General features: G+C 74.7%; 17 protein-coding genes. 6 read left to right on the forward strand and 11 right to left on the reverse strand.

Annotation, left to right across the window (positions count from 1 at the left end; all coding sequences use genetic code 11):
- Positions 1 to 74 precede the first annotated feature (74 nt).
- The 5 genes from ACFVQZ_RS13120 (at position 75) to ACFVQZ_RS13140 (ending at position 4,180) form a co-directional block, all read left to right on the forward strand.
- Positions 75 to 1,283, forward strand: a complete 1,209-nt coding sequence (locus ACFVQZ_RS13120; RefSeq protein WP_383621620.1) for a M20 family metallopeptidase — start codon at positions 75 to 77, stop codon at positions 1,281 to 1,283.
- Positions 1,280 to 2,740, forward strand: coding sequence for an MFS transporter (locus ACFVQZ_RS13125; RefSeq protein ID WP_383621623.1), 1,461 nt, complete (start codon positions 1,280 to 1,282; stop codon positions 2,738 to 2,740). Before ACFVQZ_RS13120 ends, ACFVQZ_RS13125 begins: the two co-directional genes overlap by 4 nt.
- Positions 2,741 to 2,744: 4 nt before the next feature.
- Positions 2,745 to 3,065: a hypothetical protein gene (locus ACFVQZ_RS13130; RefSeq protein ID WP_030493413.1), complete on the forward strand. Its 321-nt coding sequence runs from the start codon at positions 2,745 to 2,747 to the stop codon at positions 3,063 to 3,065.
- Entirely contained in the window at positions 3,052 to 3,807 is a 756-nt protein-coding gene (locus ACFVQZ_RS13135; RefSeq protein WP_383621626.1) for an aspartate/glutamate racemase family protein, read from the forward strand. The genes ACFVQZ_RS13130 and ACFVQZ_RS13135 overlap by 14 nt, the downstream gene beginning before the upstream one ends.
- 64 nt (positions 3,808 to 3,871) lie before the next feature.
- Complete coding sequence (locus tag ACFVQZ_RS13140) at positions 3,872 to 4,180, forward strand: SH3 domain-containing protein (RefSeq protein WP_383621628.1); 309 nt, start codon at positions 3,872 to 3,874, stop codon at positions 4,178 to 4,180.
- A gap of 1 nt (position 4,181) precedes the next feature.
- Here the strand turns inward: ACFVQZ_RS13140 and ACFVQZ_RS13145 are convergent, their stop codons facing one another.
- From ACFVQZ_RS13145 to ACFVQZ_RS13185, 9 genes are all read right to left on the reverse strand, one after another.
- Positions 4,182 to 4,562 carry a VOC family protein gene (locus ACFVQZ_RS13145; RefSeq protein ID WP_030493415.1) on the reverse strand — a complete coding sequence of 127 codons (381 nt, stop codon included), beginning with the start codon at positions 4,560 to 4,562 and terminating at the stop codon, positions 4,182 to 4,184.
- Positions 4,563 to 4,603: 41 nt separating this feature from the next.
- Entirely contained in the window at positions 4,604 to 5,266 is a 663-nt protein-coding gene (locus ACFVQZ_RS13150) for a hypothetical protein (protein WP_383621631.1), read from the reverse strand.
- A 120-nt stretch (positions 5,267 to 5,386) separates the two neighbouring features.
- Positions 5,387 to 6,361: a Gfo/Idh/MocA family oxidoreductase gene (locus ACFVQZ_RS13155; RefSeq protein ID WP_383621634.1), complete on the reverse strand. Its 975-nt coding sequence runs from the start codon at positions 6,359 to 6,361 to the stop codon at positions 5,387 to 5,389.
- A 1-nt stretch (position 6,362) separates the two neighbouring features.
- Complete coding sequence (gene ligA, locus ACFVQZ_RS13160) at positions 6,363 to 7,667, reverse strand: protocatechuate 4,5-dioxygenase subunit alpha (protein ID WP_383621637.1); 1,305 nt, start codon at positions 7,665 to 7,667, stop codon at positions 6,363 to 6,365.
- Positions 7,668 to 7,690: 23 nt separating this feature from the next.
- Positions 7,691 to 8,611 carry an amidohydrolase family protein gene (locus ACFVQZ_RS13165; protein ID WP_383621640.1) on the reverse strand — a complete coding sequence of 307 codons (921 nt, stop codon included), beginning with the start codon at positions 8,609 to 8,611 and terminating at the stop codon, positions 7,691 to 7,693.
- A 2-nt stretch (positions 8,612 to 8,613) separates the two neighbouring features.
- The gene (ligK, locus tag ACFVQZ_RS13170; protein ID WP_383621643.1) at positions 8,614 to 9,303 is read right to left on the reverse strand and encodes a 4-carboxy-4-hydroxy-2-oxoadipate aldolase/oxaloacetate decarboxylase; all 690 of its coding nucleotides are present in this window, start codon (positions 9,301 to 9,303) and stop codon (positions 8,614 to 8,616) included.
- A gap of 22 nt (positions 9,304 to 9,325) precedes the next feature.
- Positions 9,326 to 10,351: an amidohydrolase family protein gene (locus ACFVQZ_RS13175; protein ID WP_030493420.1), complete on the reverse strand. Its 1,026-nt coding sequence runs from the start codon at positions 10,349 to 10,351 to the stop codon at positions 9,326 to 9,328.
- Between the two features lie 30 nt (positions 10,352 to 10,381).
- The gene (locus ACFVQZ_RS13180) at positions 10,382 to 11,590 is read right to left on the reverse strand and encodes a 4-hydroxybenzoate 3-monooxygenase (protein WP_383621647.1); all 1,209 of its coding nucleotides are present in this window, start codon (positions 11,588 to 11,590) and stop codon (positions 10,382 to 10,384) included.
- Between the two features lie 114 nt (positions 11,591 to 11,704).
- Positions 11,705 to 12,472, reverse strand: a complete 768-nt coding sequence (locus tag ACFVQZ_RS13185) for an IclR family transcriptional regulator (protein ID WP_383621650.1) — start codon at positions 12,470 to 12,472, stop codon at positions 11,705 to 11,707.
- Between the two features lie 122 nt (positions 12,473 to 12,594).
- Here ACFVQZ_RS13185 and ACFVQZ_RS13190 point away from each other — a divergent pair, with 122 nt between their 5' ends.
- Positions 12,595 to 13,290, forward strand: coding sequence for a substrate-binding domain-containing protein (locus ACFVQZ_RS13190; protein WP_030493423.1), 696 nt, complete (start codon positions 12,595 to 12,597; stop codon positions 13,288 to 13,290).
- A 23-nt stretch (positions 13,291 to 13,313) separates the two neighbouring features.
- On the opposite strand, the gene ACFVQZ_RS13195 is transcribed toward ACFVQZ_RS13190, so the two are convergent.
- Positions 13,314 to 13,691, reverse strand: a complete 378-nt coding sequence (locus ACFVQZ_RS13195) for a VOC family protein (protein WP_383621653.1) — start codon at positions 13,689 to 13,691, stop codon at positions 13,314 to 13,316.
- A 31-nt stretch (positions 13,692 to 13,722) separates the two neighbouring features.
- Positions 13,723 to 14,349 (reverse strand): TetR/AcrR family transcriptional regulator, encoded by a 627-nt coding sequence (locus tag ACFVQZ_RS13200; protein WP_030493425.1) that lies wholly within the window; start codon positions 14,347 to 14,349, stop codon positions 13,723 to 13,725.
- Positions 14,350 to 14,395 lie beyond the last annotated feature (46 nt).

A 14,395-nucleotide genomic window follows, 5' to 3' on the forward strand; every position in this document is an offset into this window, starting at 1 on the left:
CAAACGATCAACCGGAAGCGGCGGATCCCGGCGAGAAAGGGCCGTTCATCCGCGGGATCGGCACTATACCCGCCATGTTCACGCACAGCGACGTCCTCCCGTACGCCGACTCCCTCATCGCCCTGCGCCACGCCCTCCACCGAGAACCCGAACTCGGCCTCGACCTGCCCCGTACCCGCCGCAAGGTCCTCGACGCCCTCGCCGGACTCCCCCTGGAGATCACCCTCGGTGAGCGCCTGACCTCCGTGACCGCCGTGCTGCGCGGCGGCAAGCCCGGCCCCGCCGTGCTGCTGCGCGGCGACATGGACGCCCTGCCCGTCCAGGAGGACACCGGCGTCCCGTACGCCTCGGCGGTCCCCGGCCGGATGCACGCCTGCGGGCACGACCTCCACACCGCCGGGCTCGTCGGCGCCGCCCGGCTGCTCGCCGCCCGCCGCGACGACCTCCCCGGTGACGTCGTCCTCATGTTCCAGCCCGGCGAGGAGGGCATGGGCGGCGCCGGCCTGATGATCGAGGAGGGCGTCCTCCACGCGGCGGGCCGCCGCGTCGAGGCGGCCTACGCCCTCCACGTCACCTCGACCCTGCTGCCCACCGGGTACGCGGCCGTCCGCCCCGGCCCCATGCTCGCCGCCTCCGACGCGGTCACCGTCACCGTCCACGGCTCGGGCGGACACGGCTCCTCGCCGCACGCCGCGAAGGATCCCGTGCCCGCCCTGTGCGCGATGGTCACCGCCCTCCAGACGATGGTCACCCGCACCGTCGACGTCTTCGACCCGGCCGTCCTCACCGTCGGCTCCCTGCACGCCGGTTCCGCCGGGAACGTCATCCCGGATCAGGCCGTCCTGGAGGCGACCGTCCGCTCCTTCTCCACCGCCACCCAGGCCGCCGTCCGGGCCGGAGTGGAGCGCGTCGTCCACGGCGTCGCCGCCGCCCACGGCGTCCGGGCCGACCTCGACTACCGGGAGACCTACCCGGTCACCGAGAACGACCCGGCCGAGGCCGCGTTCGCGCTCCGCACCGCCCAGGGCCTCCTCGGCACCGACCGCGCCTTCGAGGCCCCGCGCCCGCTCACCGGCTCCGAGGACTTCTCCCTCGTCCTGCGCCAGGTCCCCGGCGCGTATCTCGGCATCGGCGCCTGCCCGCCCGACCGCGACCCGGCCACCGCCCCCATGAACCACTCGCCCCAGGCCGTCTTCGACGACCGCGCCGTCCTCGACGCGGCCGTGCTGCTCGCCGAACTCGCCGCCCGCCGCCTCCAGAACGCCGCAGAGGAGCCCGCATGACCACCGCCGAACGCCCCGACACCCCCGGAGCCGACTCCGGAGCGGCAGGCACCGGATCCGTCCGCGCCGTCGTCGGGCTCCTCGTCCTCTTCGAGCTCACCAGCGGCTTCCTCCAGGGCGGCATCGCACCCCTGCTACCAGAGATCGGCCGGGAGCTCGACATCCGCGACGCCGACCTCGCCTGGGTCGTCTCCGCCCAGCTCCTCGCCGCCGCCGTCGGCGTGCCCGTCCTCGGCCGGCTCGGCGACCTCCACGGCCACCGCAAGGTGCTGCGCTGGTCCCTCGTCGCCGTCGCCGCCGGCTCGCTCCTCGTCGCACTCGCCCCGAACCTGCCGGTGCTGCTCGCGGGCCGCGTCCTCACCGGCCCGCTCGCCGCCCTGCTGCCGCTGGAGATCGCCCTCGTCCGCGACCGGCTGCCCCTCGGCCCGGCCCGCGCGGCCATCGCCCGGCTCGTCGGCGCGCTCGCCCTCGGCACCCTCCTCGGCGGCGTCGTCACCGGCGCCGTCCAGGCCCTCACCGACGACGTCCGCCTCACGCTCCTCGTCCCGGCCGCGCTCGCCGCCGCCTGCGTCCCCGTGTCGTTCCTCGCCATCCCCGAGACCCGGCGCCTCGCCCGCGGCCGGCTCGACCTGCCCGGCGCGGTCCTGCTCAGCCTCACGATGCTGCTGCTCCTCTCCGGCACCGCCACCGCCAAGGACCACGGCCTCGGCCTCGCCGCCGGGACCCAGCTCGGCCTCGCCGTGCTGCTCGGCGCCCTCTGGACGCGCGTCGAACTGCGCGCCTCCCAACCGCTCGTGGACGTCCGCGCGCTCGCCGACCGCCGGGTCGCCCCCTTCTTCCTCTGCGCCTTCGCCTTCGGCGTCGTCTACTTCGGCGGCCAGGCGCCGGACGCCACCTTCCTCGCGGCGGACCCCGCCGTCACCGGCTACGGCTTCGGGCTCTCCGCCCTGGAGATCTCCCTCGTGGCGCTCCCGGCGGCGGCGACCGCCGTCGTCACCGCCTCCCTCACCGCCCGCATCGCCGGCCGGACCGGCTACGTCCCGGCCCTCGCCGTCTCCTTCGCCCTCGTCGCGGCGAGCTTCCTGACGACGGCCGCCCTGCACTCCGCGGTCTGGCAGCTCGTCGCCGCGAAGATCCTCGCCGGGCTCGGTCTCGGCGTGGCGCTCGGCGCCATGCCCACCGTCATCGCGGAGGCAAGCGACCCCTCCCGGACCGGCGTGACCACCGCCCTCTACAACAACGTCAAGACGCTCGGCGGCGCGGTGGCCGGCGGAGCCATGGCCGCCGTCCTCACCGCCTCGGCCCCGCACCCCGGCGCCACCCCGACCGAGCCGGCGTACGTCACGGTATGGCTCCTCTGCGCGGCGCTGGCCGCCGCGGCGGCCGCCCTCACCCTCGTCGCCCGGCCCGCGCCGGCGAAAACCGCTCGCGCCGCCGCCCCGCGTCCGGCACCCTGACCCCATGTCCCGACGCCTCATGTTCGTCCAGCTCAAGACGGGTCACGACACCGACCGGGGGCCGTCCTGGATCGGCTGGGTGGACTTCTCCAAGACCTGGAGCACCGCGTACTTCCAGGGCCGCACGCTCCGCCGCGCGGGCGGGCTGTTCGACGCCAACTTCCACGACGTCGACTCCGGCGAGGAGTTCTGGCTCTCCGGTCCCAAGCGGGACCGCACCGACACCCGTTACGGCCCCGCCGTCACCGAGGTCGCGCCGGACGCCGCCGACGCCTACCGTGCCTTCCTGGACGGTGCCCCCCTGCCCGGCCGTGCCCGCGGCTGAGCACTGGGGAGCGGTGCCGGCCGGCGGGGCGGCGGGCCGCCGCGCGACCCTCGTCGCGGTCGTCAACCCCAACACCGACACGGCCACCACCGCGATGATGGCCGCCATCGCCCGCCGGACCCTGCGCCCGGAGGACGGCTACGAGGTGCGCGGCGTCACCGTGGCGGCGGGCCCGGCGATGCTCGTCGACGAGGAGGCCCTGCGCGCCTCCGCCGGGCACGTGCGCGACGCGGCCGACCGTCTCCTCGCCGGGCCGGACGGCGCCCGTGTGGCAGCGGTCGTCGTCAGCGCCTTCGGCGACCCTGGCGTCGAGGAGCTGCGCACCCGCCTGTCCGTCCCGGTCGTCGGCATCGCCGAGGCCGCGATGCGGGAGGCGGGCGCGGACGGCCGGCGCTTCGGCATCGCCACCACCACACCGCGCCTGGCCGCCGCGATCGACGCCCGCGTCCGCCGCCTCGGCTGGTCCGCCCAGTACACCGGCGTCCACCTCACCCCCGGAGACCCCAGGCAACTCGCCACCGCGCCCAAGGACATGACGGACCGTCTGGCCGAGGCCGTCGAGCTCTGCGTACGGGAGGACGGCGCCGAGGCCGTCGTCATCGGCGGCGGCCCGCTCGGCGAAGCCGCCGAAGCCCTCCGCGACCGCTCCCCGGTCCCGGTCGTCGGACCGATCCCGGCCGCCGCGCGAGAGGTCCGGCGGCTGCTCGGCCGAACCGCCCCGGCGCCCCGGTGTCCGCCATAGGGGTGAACGGGCACGCCGTACCCGTAACACCCGGCGGGGGAGCGGGCGTTGCTCCGGCATGCGCATGACGTCGATGCTCGGGGTGGTCCTGACCGCCGTGTTCCTGGCGGCGGTCGCCCCCGCCCCCGAGCGGCCCGGCCCGTGCGGGGACGAGGCCACCGGCACGACCTCCCTCCGCACCGGCCCGCACACCGCCCGCCCGGCCCTGGGCCACCTCCGCGCCGGCGACGGCCTCACGGTCGTCCGCGCGTCCGGCGACTGGTACCGCGTCCGCCTCGACGAGCGCTCCCGCACCGGGCTGCGCGCCGGCACGGAGGGCTGGACCGAGCGCCGGCACGTCGGACCGCGCCCCTGCCCCCGTCCGCGCGGCTAGCTCAGGACGCCGCCGCGCGGTCCGCGTCGCTGCGGAGCACGCAGAACTCGTTGCCCTCCGGGTCGGCGAGGACGGCCCAGCCCGCGCCGTCGGGCTCGCGCAGGTCGCTGACGAGGGTGGCGCCGAGCCCGAGGAGGCGGGCGACCTCCTCGTCGCGGGTCGTCGTGGGGCGCAGGCACAGATGGAGGCGGTTCTTGACCGTCTTCGGCTCCGGGACCTCGTTGAAGTACAGCACCGGGCCCTCCGGCAGCGTGACCTGCGTCTCGCGGGAGCCCGGCCGGTCCTCGGGATGCAGCGGACCGCCGGTCACCTCGCTCCAGAAGCACGCCAGCCGGTAGGCGTCCGCACAGTCGATCGCGACGTTCTGCACCACGGAATACATGCGGCCGATCTTGCCCGAGGGCCGTGCGCCGGCGCCAGCCGTCAGCCCCGCGCGGCGGGTGCGTCCCCGCAGGACGCGCGGGCCGCCGCCAGGGCGGCCTCGCTGTCCTCCAGTGCGCTGCGCGGCTCGTCGCAGTCGAGGACGCCGGTGCCGTCGACGGACCAGCCGACCGCGGTGCCGGTGGACGGCTCGCCGCCCGGGCAGGTGAGCCGGAAGGCGCCGGTGACCTCGCGGACGTACGCGTACCACACGAAGGTGCCGGCGCCGTCGACGTCGGTGCCGCTCGCGCCCAGGTCCGGCGCGGGCTGCCCCGGGTCGGCGAAGGCGTCGTCCTCGCCCGCGCCGCCGACGCGGGCGCCGAGGGAGCGCAGGGTCGCCACCGGGTCGGCCTTCGGGCCGGACTCCGTGTCGACCGCGGTCCGCGGGGTGTGGACGCGCCGCAGCGGCTCGGTCAGCTTCCCGCCTCCCGCGCCGAGGACCTGCCGGTCCGCGACGCCGGTCAGCACCGCCCGTTCGACGACGTCGGACCAGGCGTACGCACCTCCGGCGCACGCCGTCGCGCTCGGCGCGGCCGTCGTGGGCCGCCCGGTCGCGGTCGCCCGGCCGTCGCCGCCGGACGTGCAGGCGGCCGTGCCGGCGAGCAGCGCGACCGTCGCGCACACCGCGAGCCGGTCCCGCGCGGTCCTCATGGTGGTCGTCGTCATGATGGTGTCTCCCCCGTGTCGCCATGGGTCGATGGCGGTCCCGACCCTGCCCGCGACCGGAGCACCCTGACAAGCGAATTGAGCGACTTCTGAGCCGCCCGCCGGGACCGAAGGGCCCCGTCAGGCGCCGCCCGCCGCGTTCAGCTGCTCCTCCAGGTCCGCCAGCGTGCGGTAGCAGGCCAGGACCTGTGCGACGGAGGAGTTCGGCACGCGCCCCTCGCGGATCGCGGCGACGAACTCGCGGTCCTGGAGCTCGATCCCGTCCATGGACACGTCGACGCCGCTCACGTCGATCGGCTCGTCCCGGCCGGTGACCAGGTCGTCGTAGCGGGCGATGTAGGTGCCGGTGTCGCCGATGTAGCGGAAGAACGTGCCGAGCGGACCGTCGTTGTTGAACGACAGCGACAGGGTGCAGATCGCGCCGTTCGCCGCGCCCAGCTGGATCGACATGTCCATCGCGATGCCCAGCTCGGGGTGGATCGGCCCCTGGAGCGCGTGCGCCCGCACGATCGGAGAGCCGGTCTGGTACGCGAACAGGTCGACGGTGTGCGCGGCGTGGTGCCACAGCAGGTGGTCGGTCCAGGAGCGCGGCTCGCCGAGCGCGTTGAGGTTCTTCCGGCGGAAGAAGTACGTCTGCACGTCCATCTGCTGGATCGAGAACGCGCCCGCGTCGATCCGCCGCTTCACCCACTGGTGGCTGGGGTTGAACCGGCGGGTGTGGCCGGCCATCGCGACCAGCCCGGTGCGCTCCTGCGCCGCCACGCACGCCTCGGCGTCGCCGAGGGAGTCGGCGAGCGGGATCTCGACCTGCACGTGCTTGCCGGCCTCCAGGCAGGCCAGGGTCTGCTCGGCGTGCAGCGGGGTGGGGGTGGCGAGGACGACGGCGTCGATGTCGTCCATGGCCAGCACGTCGTCCAGGGTGGCGACGGCCCGTCCGACGCCCTGGTCGGCGGCGAACTTCCGGGCGCGGTCGAGGCTGCCGCTCACGACGGCGGCCACCTCGACGCCCTCGATGCGCCGCAGCGCGGCGGCGTGCTTGGCGCCGAAGGCGCCGCCGCCGGCCAGGGCGATCCGCAGGGTCCGGTCGTCAGTCATGTCACTCCTTCTCGGCGGGCGCGGCGGCCCGGGGACGGTTTTCCAGGATCAGGTGTCCGACGGCGGTGTTGGACGCCGGCACGTGGTAGAAGCGGTGCTTGACCTCGACCTCTCCCGAGCCGTCGACGTCGCTCAGGGCGCCGCGGGCGATCAGCCACATGACCAGCTCGATGCCCTCGGAGCCGGCCTCCTCCACGTACTCCAGGTGGGGGACCTCGGCCAGTCCGGCGGGGTCCTCGACGAGCCGGTCCAGGAAGGCGTTGTCCCACTCCCGGTTGATGAGCCCGGCGCGCGGGCCCTGGAGCTGGTGGCTCATGCCGCCGGTGCCCCAGATCTGCACCCGGAGCGGCCGGTCGTACGACTCGACGGCGCGGCGGAGGGCCTGGCCGAGGCGGAAGCAGCGGGCGCCGGACGGCACCGGGTACTGCACCACGTTGACGTGGAGCGGGATGACCTTGCACGGCCACTTCTCGACGTCGCCGAACATGAGGGACAGCGGGACGGTCAGCCCGTGGTCGACGGCCATCTCCTGGGCGAGGGTGAGGTCGAAGTCGTCCCGGATCAGGCAGTGCGCGAGGTGCGCGGCCAGGTCCGGGTCGCCTTCGACGGCGGGCACGGGCCGGGGGCCGTACCCCTCGTCGGCGATCGGGTAGGACGCGCCGGTGCCGAGCACGAACGTCGGGACCAGCGACTGGTCGAAGGCCGTGGCGTGGTCGTTGTAGACCAGCAGGACCACGTCGGGGACGTTGTCCCGCTGCCATGCCCGGGAGTACGCGTACCCGGCGAACACCGGCTTCCAGTAGGGCTCTTCGGTCTTGCCGTGGTCGAGGGCCGCGCCGATCGCCGGTACGTGCGAGGTGAACACGGCGCCGGTGACCGTGGCGTGGACCTCCGGGGCCGCCGGCGCGTGGGCGGCCTCGAGGACGGCGTGGTCGATGCGGTTGCCGTCGACGGACCGGCCGCCGCCGGCCATCATCGCCCGGTACTCCTCCTCGGTCATGCCCGTCATGGAGCCGGCCATCTGCTGGAACGAGAAGCCCAGCGTGGCGCCCCACTTGGCGAGGAAGTAGATGTTGCCGCCCTCGCACATCGCCGCGTTGAGGTCACGGTCGAGCAGGGCCCGCTTCTGCTCCTCGCGCAGCGGCCACGCGTCCAGGTAGGCGCGCTCGTCGGCGAGGTACGCCGCCCGGTTCTCCGCGGTCATCAGCGACATGCAGAACTGGTTGAGGTGGTAGCCCTTCGCCGACTGCTCGGCGTCGAAGACCGTCGTCCCCGGGACCAGTCGGTACGTCTTGTCCAGCGCCATGCGGCACTCCCATCGTGAAAGGGTCACCCGGCGTCGGGCCAGTACAGGCGCGTCGGGTTGTCGACCAGGAGCTTCCGCCGCAGCTCGGGCGTCGGCGCGATGTGCGGCAGGAAGTCGACGAGCAGCCCGTCGTCGGGCATGTGGTCGGTCAGGTTGGGGTGCGGCCAGTCGGTGCCCCACAGCACCCGGTCGGGGAACTCCTCGACCACGCGCCTCGCGAAGGGCACGACGTCGCGGTACGCGTTCCGCTCCCCGTCCAGGGCCGGCGGGCCGCTCACCGTCAGCCGCTCCGGGCACGTCACCTTGCACCAGATGTCGTCGCGGGCCCGCAGGAAGTCCAGGAACGCCCCGAAGCCGGGCCCGTCCGGGTCCTCGGTGACGTCGGGCCGGCCCATGTGGTCGACGACCAGCGGCACGGGGATCGCCAGGAAGAAGTCCCGCAGGCCGGCGAGGTCGGCGGCCTCGAAGTAGACGACGGCATGCCAGCCGTACGGCGCGATCTTCCCGGCGATGTCCAGCAGGTCCTGCCGGGGGGCCGCGTCGACGAGCCGCCTGACGAAGGTGAACCGCACCCCGCGGACGCCCGCCTCGTGCAGCGCCCGTACCTCGGCGTCGGTGACGTCCGGCCGCAGCGTCGCCACGCCCCGGGCCCGGCCGCCGGAGGCCCGCAGCGCGTCGACCAGGGCGCGGTTGTCGGCGCCGTGGCAGGTCGCCTGCACGATGACGTTCCGGGTGAGGCCGAGGTGGTCGCGGAGCGCGAACAGCTGCTCCTTGGAGGCGTCGCACGGCGTGTACTTGCGCTCGGGGGCGTACGGGAACGTGTCGCCCGGCCCGAAGACGTGGCAGTGCGCGTCGACGGCGCCCTCGGGGAGCCGGAACGCGGGGCGGCTCGGTCCGGCGTACCAGTCCAGCCAGCCGGGGGTCTTCTCGTGTCCGGTGGCCATGCTCAGTCCTCGTACCGCAGGCCGAGCCCGGCCAGCGGGCCGCGCATGCCGTACAGGTCCAGGCCGAGTTCGCCGGCGCGGAACCGCGCGCGCTTGTCCTCCTCCTTCGCCTCGCGGGCGGCGGACGCGGCGGCCACCTCGGCGGCCCGCTCGCGCGGCACGACGACGACGCCGTCGGCGTCCGCGACGACCGCGTCACCGGGGCGCACGAGCGCGTTGCCGCAGACCACGGGCACGTTGACGGAGCCGAGCGTGGCCTTGACGGTGCCCTTGGCGTGGACCGCGCGGGCGAAGACGGGGAAGTCCATGTCCTCCAGGTCGGCGACGTCCCGGACGCCGCCGTCGATGACGAGGCCGCGGCAGCCGCGGGCCCGGAAGGAGGTGGCGAGCAGCTCGCCGAAGAAGCCGTCCTCGCTCTCGGTCGTGCAGGCCGCGACGACGACGTCGCCGTCCTGGATCTGCTCGGCGGCGACGTGCAGCATCCAGTTGTCGCCGGGCTGGAGCAGCACGGTCACGGCCGTGCCGCACAGCCGCGCCTTCGGGTAGACGGGCCGCAGGTAGGGGCGCATCAGCCCGGTCCGGCCCATGGCCTCGTGGATCGTGGCGACGCCGAACGCCGACAGCGCGGCGACGGCCTCCGGGTCGGCCCGGTCGATCCTGGTGTGGACGACGCCGATCTCGGTGTGTTCCATGCGAGCTCTCCTGGGTGCGGGGTCAGCGGCCGGCCGCGGCGAGGCGGGCGGCGAGGCGGGGGTAGACGCGCAGGGCGTTGCCGGAGTAGACGGCCGCCCGCTCCTCGTCCGTCAGGTGCGGGGTGGCGTCCACGTACCGCCGGGTGTCGTCGAAGTGGTGGCCGGTGCGCGGGTCGACGTCGCGGACCGCGCCGATCATCTCGCTGGCGAAGAGCACGGACCGGCTGGGGATCACCCGGGTCAGCAGGTCGACGCCGGGCTGGTGGTAGACGCAGGTGTCGAAGAAGACGTTGTCGAGCAGCGCCTCCGGGTCCGGCCGGCCGAGCGCCATCGCCAGGCCGCGGAACCGGCCCCAGTGGTACGGCACGGCGCCGCCGCCGTGCGGGACGACGAACCGCAGCGTCGGGAAGTCCGCGAACAGGTCGCCCTGCACCAGCTGCATGAAGGCCGTGGTGTCGGCGTTGAGGTAGTGGGCGCCGGTGGTGTGGAAGGCCGGGTTGCACGAGGTGCTGACGTGGATCATCGCGGGGATGTCGTACGCCGTCATCGCCTCGTACAGCGGGTACCAGCTGCGGTCGGTCAGCGGCGGCGCGGTCCAGCGGCCGCCCGACGGGTCGGGGTTGAGGTTGACCGTGACCGCGCCCAGCTCCTCGACGGCGCGGCGCAGTTCGGGCAGGCACGTCGCCGGGTCGACGCCCGGCGACTGCGGCAGCATCGCGCCCATGGCGAACCGGCCGGGGTAGAGGGTGGTCACCCGGTGGACCAGGTCGTTGCAGATCCGCGCCCACTCCGAGGAGACGGCGAAGTCGCCGATGTGGTGGGCCATGAAGCTGGCACGCGGCGAGAAGACGGTGAGGTCGCTGCCGCGCTCGTCCATCAGCCGCAGCTGGTTGGCGTCGATCGCGGCGCGCAGGTCGTCGTCGGTGATGACCAGCTCGGCCGGGTCGGGGGCCGGGCCGCGGCCCTCGGCCGCCGCGATCTGGCGGTCGCGCCACCGGCCCAGCTGCGGCGGGGCGGTGGTGAAGTGACCGTGACAGTCGATGATCATGGGAAGCCTCGCAGTCGTCCGGGTCGGTGGTCAGTGGCCGCGGGCCGGCCAGCCGGTGTACTGCTCGGCCAGATAGGCGCGGCCGGCGTGCGTGCCCACCACGTTGTCCAGCTCGCCGAGCTGCCGCCGCAGGTCGAAGGCCGACGCCCCGGGCGCGGTGTGGAGCAGCCGCGTCATCCAGTACGAGAAGTTCTGCGCCCGCCAGATCCGCTGGAGCGCCCGCGGCTCGTACGCGTCCAGCGCCGCGTCCCCGGTGCCGCCGAGCGCCTTCAGCAGCACGTCGGCGAGGATCTTCACGTCGTGCAGCGCCAGGTTGAGCCCCCGGGCGCCGGTCGGCGGCACCGTGTGCGCGGCGTCACCGGCCAGCAGCAGCGAGCCCCAGCGCATCGGCTCCTGCACGAAGGAGCGGAAGCGCAGCACCGTCTTCTCGGTGATCGGCCCCTCCGCCAGCCGGAAGCCGTCCTCGCCGGCCACCCGCGCCTGCAGGGTCTCCCAGATCCGGTCGTCCGGCCACGCGTCCGTGGACGCGTCGGGGGCGCACTGGAAGTACATGCGCTGCACCGACTCGCTGCGCTGGCTGATCAGCGCGAAACCGTGCTCAGACCGGGCGTACACCAGTTCGGGCGCGCTCCTCGGCGCCTCGGCGAGGATGCCGAACCAGGCGAAGGGGTACGCGGTGCCGTACCGCACGCGCCGGTCCTCCGGCACCAGGTCGCGGCACATGGACCGCGAGCCGTCCGCGCCGACCACGTACCGCGCCCTGATCTCGTGCCGGGTCCCGTCGGGTGCCGTGTAGCGGACCCGCGGGGCGCCGGTCGCGCAGTCGAGGACCTCGGTGTCGCGGACCCCGAAGTGGACGGTGCCGCCGTCGCGTTCGCGGGCGTCGGCCAGGTCGGTGAAGACGGCCGTCTGCGGATAGAGCCAGGTGGACGCGCCGACGAGCTTCTTGAAGTCGATCCGGTACGGCCGTCCCGCCGACCGCACCTCGATGCCCTCGTGCTCGTCGCCGTCCCGCAGGATCCGGTCCGACACCCCGGTCTCGACCAGGTCGCGGGCGACGTCGGCCTCCAGGATCCCGGCCCGCTGGGTCGTCTCGATCTCCCGCCGGGTGCGGGTGTCGAGGGCGATCGTCTCGACCCCGGCCCGGCCGAGCAGGTGCGCCAGCATGAGGCCCGCGGGCCCCGCGCCGACCACCGCGACCGGGATCGGGACGACCGAGTCGACGGGGGCGTCGGCCATGGCATCTCCCGAGTGGCTGTGAGCGGTCCGAACAGTTCGGAACGGCCCGAACGCTGCCAGCCTGCCCAGCCCCCGGTCAGCGGTGTTTCCGTCAGACGGAAGCCGGTCCGGAACTCAGCCCGTCGTCCGGGTACGCCTGCCGAGCTCGTCGGAGATCCCGTACGCGGCCCGCAGCAGCGGCTCGCGCAGCGCCCGCGCCCTGCTCGCGCCCCGCGCCGTGATCACGATCCCCAGCGCGGCGCTCACCGGGCCCTTCCGCCCGATCCGCACCGGCGCCGCCACCGCCACCGTGCTCTCCGACAACTGCCGGTCGCTGACGAAGACCTGCTCGCGCCGGATCCGGTCCAGCTGCGTTCGCAGCGTCCTCGGATCGGTGACCGTGTGCCGGGTCCACGCCCGCTGCGGCGCGTCCAGCACCTCCTCCTGGATGTCCGCCGGCGCGTGCGCCAGCAGCACCCGCCCCATGCCCGTCGCCCCCACCGGGAACCGGGTCCCGACGCCCGTCAGCAGCTCCACCGACCGGTGCCCGGAGATCCGCTCCACGAAGACGAGTTCGGTGCCCTCCCGCACCGCCAGCTGCACGTTCTCGTGCGTCGCCTCGTACAGGTCCTGCATGAACGGCAGCGCCACGTCCCGCAGGATCTGCGTCCGGGGGCAGCCCGCGGCGATCTCCCACAGCCGCAGCCCCACGTGCCACGACCCGTCCTCGCCGCGCTCCAGCGCGCCCCACGCGGCCAGTTCGTTCACCACCCGGTGCGCGGTGCTCAGGGCCAGGCCGGTGCGCTGGGCGATCTCGGATAGTGTCTGGGCGGGGTGCTCGCGGTCGAAGGCCGCCAGGACCTCCAGGACCTTTCCCGCCGCCGTGCTCCGGGTCGTGCTCACGCCGCCAGTCTCGCAGACCGGTACGAGCCCCAGGGCCGGGCGTGCCCACCCTCCTTCCACCCCCCTTCCACCCCCCTTCCGCCTCCCGCAGGCGACGCAGACATCACGACCGAGGAGTCGACGTGCACCGTGAACTCGTGGGGCTGTCCTCGATGGCGACCCGTCCGATACTCGCCGACCTGTCCGAGCACCTCCGGCGCGCCCACGGCACGCCGGTCCGCTTCGAGTCCGCCGGCGGCGTCGAGATCGCCCGCCGGGTCCGGGAGGGCGCCCGGGCGGACCTCCTGGTGCTCGCCGAGGGCGCCCTGGCCGCCCTGGACCGGGAGGGCCACCTGCTCGCCGGCTCCGCGCGTCCCCTGTGGGTCTCGCAGGTCGTGGCCGCGGTGCCGGCCGGCGCCCCGGCGCCCGCCCTGGACTCGGTGGCCGGCCTCCGTACCGCCCTGACGTCGGCGCGGAGCGTCGCGTACTCCACCGGCCCCAGCGGCACCGCCCTCCTGGACCTGCTCGACCGCCTCGGCCTGGCCGGCGCTCTCGCCGGCCGCCTCGTCCAGGCCCCGCCCGGCGTCCCCGCCGGCACCCTCCTGGCCTCAGGCCGTGCCGACCTCGCCTTCCAGCAGCACAGCGAACTGATGGACCTTCCGGGCGTCACCGTCCTCGGCCCGCTGCCGGGCGACACGGCGATCACCTCCGTCTTCGCTGCCGCCGTCCTGGCGTCGTCCGCCGACCCCGCCCCCGCCCTCGCCGCGCTCGACCTCCTCGCCACGGAGGAGGCGACGCGCCGCGCCGCCGCCCGGGGGATGACGCCGGCCGGTCCCTGACCGGCGGCCCGCGCCGCCGGCGCTCACTCCCGGACCAGGCAGAACGGGTGACCCGCCGGGTCGGCGTAGACGCGCCAGCTCCGCTTGCCGTCGCCGTCGTCGAGCAGGGTCGCGCCCAGCGCGAGGGCCTGCGCGTGGGCGCCGTCCAGGTCCGCCACGCCCAGGTCCAGGTGGAACTGCGCCGGGTGCGCGGGATCCGGCCAGCGGGGCGGACGGTGGTCGGCGACCCGCTGGAACGCGAGCACCAGGCCGCCGTCGGTGTGCAGCGTCGACCAGTCGTCGTCGAGCGACCAGCGGGGATCCGGGCGGTCGACGTCGCCGCCGAGCAGCCCCTCGTAGAACCGGGCGAGTTCCCTGACGTCCGGACAGTCCAGCACCACGCACTGCAGTTTGGCCTTCACGCGGGCAGCCTAGAGGACACGGGCGGCGCGGTCAGGCGGAGTCGTCGCGCGGCACACCGGTCTCCGGCCCGACCGCCGGCAGGGAGTCGAGCCAGGCGAGGAGGCGGTCGCCCTCGCGGGTCATCACCTCCGGGTCGCGCAGGGCGTTGGCCATGAGGGACATGCCCTGGTAGCCGGAGACGAGGGTGAGGGCCAGGCCGTCCGGGTCGGGCAGGCCGAGCGCCCGGAACTGCCGCGCCGCCCAGTCCAGCAGGCGGCGGATCACCGTGCCGGCCTCGGCGTCGAGGGTTCCGTCGGCGCGCTTGTCGAGCTCGACGGCGAGCGTGCCGGTCGGGCAGCCGAAGCGGGCGGCGGTGTCGCGCTGGGCGACCCAGCCCTCGACCAGCGCCTTCAGGCGCTCGCGCGGATCGTCCAACTCGTCCAGGCGGGCGGCGAGTTCGTCCAGGTGCGCGGAGTGCTCGCCGAGCGCGGCCCGGACGAGCTCGTCCTTGGTCTTGAAGTAGTAGTAGACGTTCCCGACGGGGACGTCGGCCTCGCGGGCGATGTCGGCCAGGGTGGTCCGTTCGACCCCCTGCTCGTGGAGGACCTTGGCCGCCGCGGCCGTGAGCCGCCGCCGCTTCTGGGTCGCCTGTTCCCGCCGGTTCGGTGAGTTGGTCACCCGACTGACTATAGACAGCCCGGGGTGGGGGCGTGCTACGGTCATG

The sequence above is a fragment of the Streptomyces sp. NPDC057854 genome (assembly GCF_042797055.1).
Lineage (GTDB): Bacteria > Actinomycetota > Actinomycetes > Streptomycetales > Streptomycetaceae > Streptomyces.

Excerpts from the sequence above, each read along its gene's own strand:
- ACFVQZ_RS13120 (WP_383621620.1), top strand. The coding sequence starts at position 75 with ATGTTCACGCACAGCGACGTCCTCCCGTACGCCGACTCCCTCATCGCC.
- ACFVQZ_RS13125 (WP_383621623.1), top strand. The coding sequence starts at position 1,280 with ATGACCACCGCCGAACGCCCCGACACCCCCGGAGCCGACTCCGGAGCG.
- ACFVQZ_RS13130 (WP_030493413.1), top strand. The coding sequence starts at position 2,745 with ATGTCCCGACGCCTCATGTTCGTCCAGCTCAAGACGGGTCACGACACC.
- ACFVQZ_RS13140 (WP_383621628.1), top strand. The coding sequence starts at position 3,872 with ATGACGTCGATGCTCGGGGTGGTCCTGACCGCCGTGTTCCTGGCGGCG.
- ACFVQZ_RS13145 (WP_030493415.1), bottom strand. The coding sequence starts at position 4,562 with ATGTATTCCGTGGTGCAGAACGTCGCGATCGACTGTGCGGACGCCTAC.
- ACFVQZ_RS13150 (WP_383621631.1), bottom strand. The coding sequence starts at position 5,266 with ATGACGACGACCACCATGAGGACCGCGCGGGACCGGCTCGCGGTGTGC.
- ACFVQZ_RS13155 (WP_383621634.1), bottom strand. The coding sequence starts at position 6,361 with ATGACTGACGACCGGACCCTGCGGATCGCCCTGGCCGGCGGCGGCGCC.
- ligA (WP_383621637.1), bottom strand. The coding sequence starts at position 7,667 with ATGGCGCTGGACAAGACGTACCGACTGGTCCCGGGGACGACGGTCTTC.
- ACFVQZ_RS13165 (WP_383621640.1), bottom strand. The coding sequence starts at position 8,611 with ATGGCCACCGGACACGAGAAGACCCCCGGCTGGCTGGACTGGTACGCC.
- ligK (WP_383621643.1), bottom strand. The coding sequence starts at position 9,303 with ATGGAACACACCGAGATCGGCGTCGTCCACACCAGGATCGACCGGGCC.
- ACFVQZ_RS13175 (WP_030493420.1), bottom strand. The coding sequence starts at position 10,351 with ATGATCATCGACTGTCACGGTCACTTCACCACCGCCCCGCCGCAGCTG.
- ACFVQZ_RS13180 (WP_383621647.1), bottom strand. The coding sequence starts at position 11,590 with ATGGCCGACGCCCCCGTCGACTCGGTCGTCCCGATCCCGGTCGCGGTG.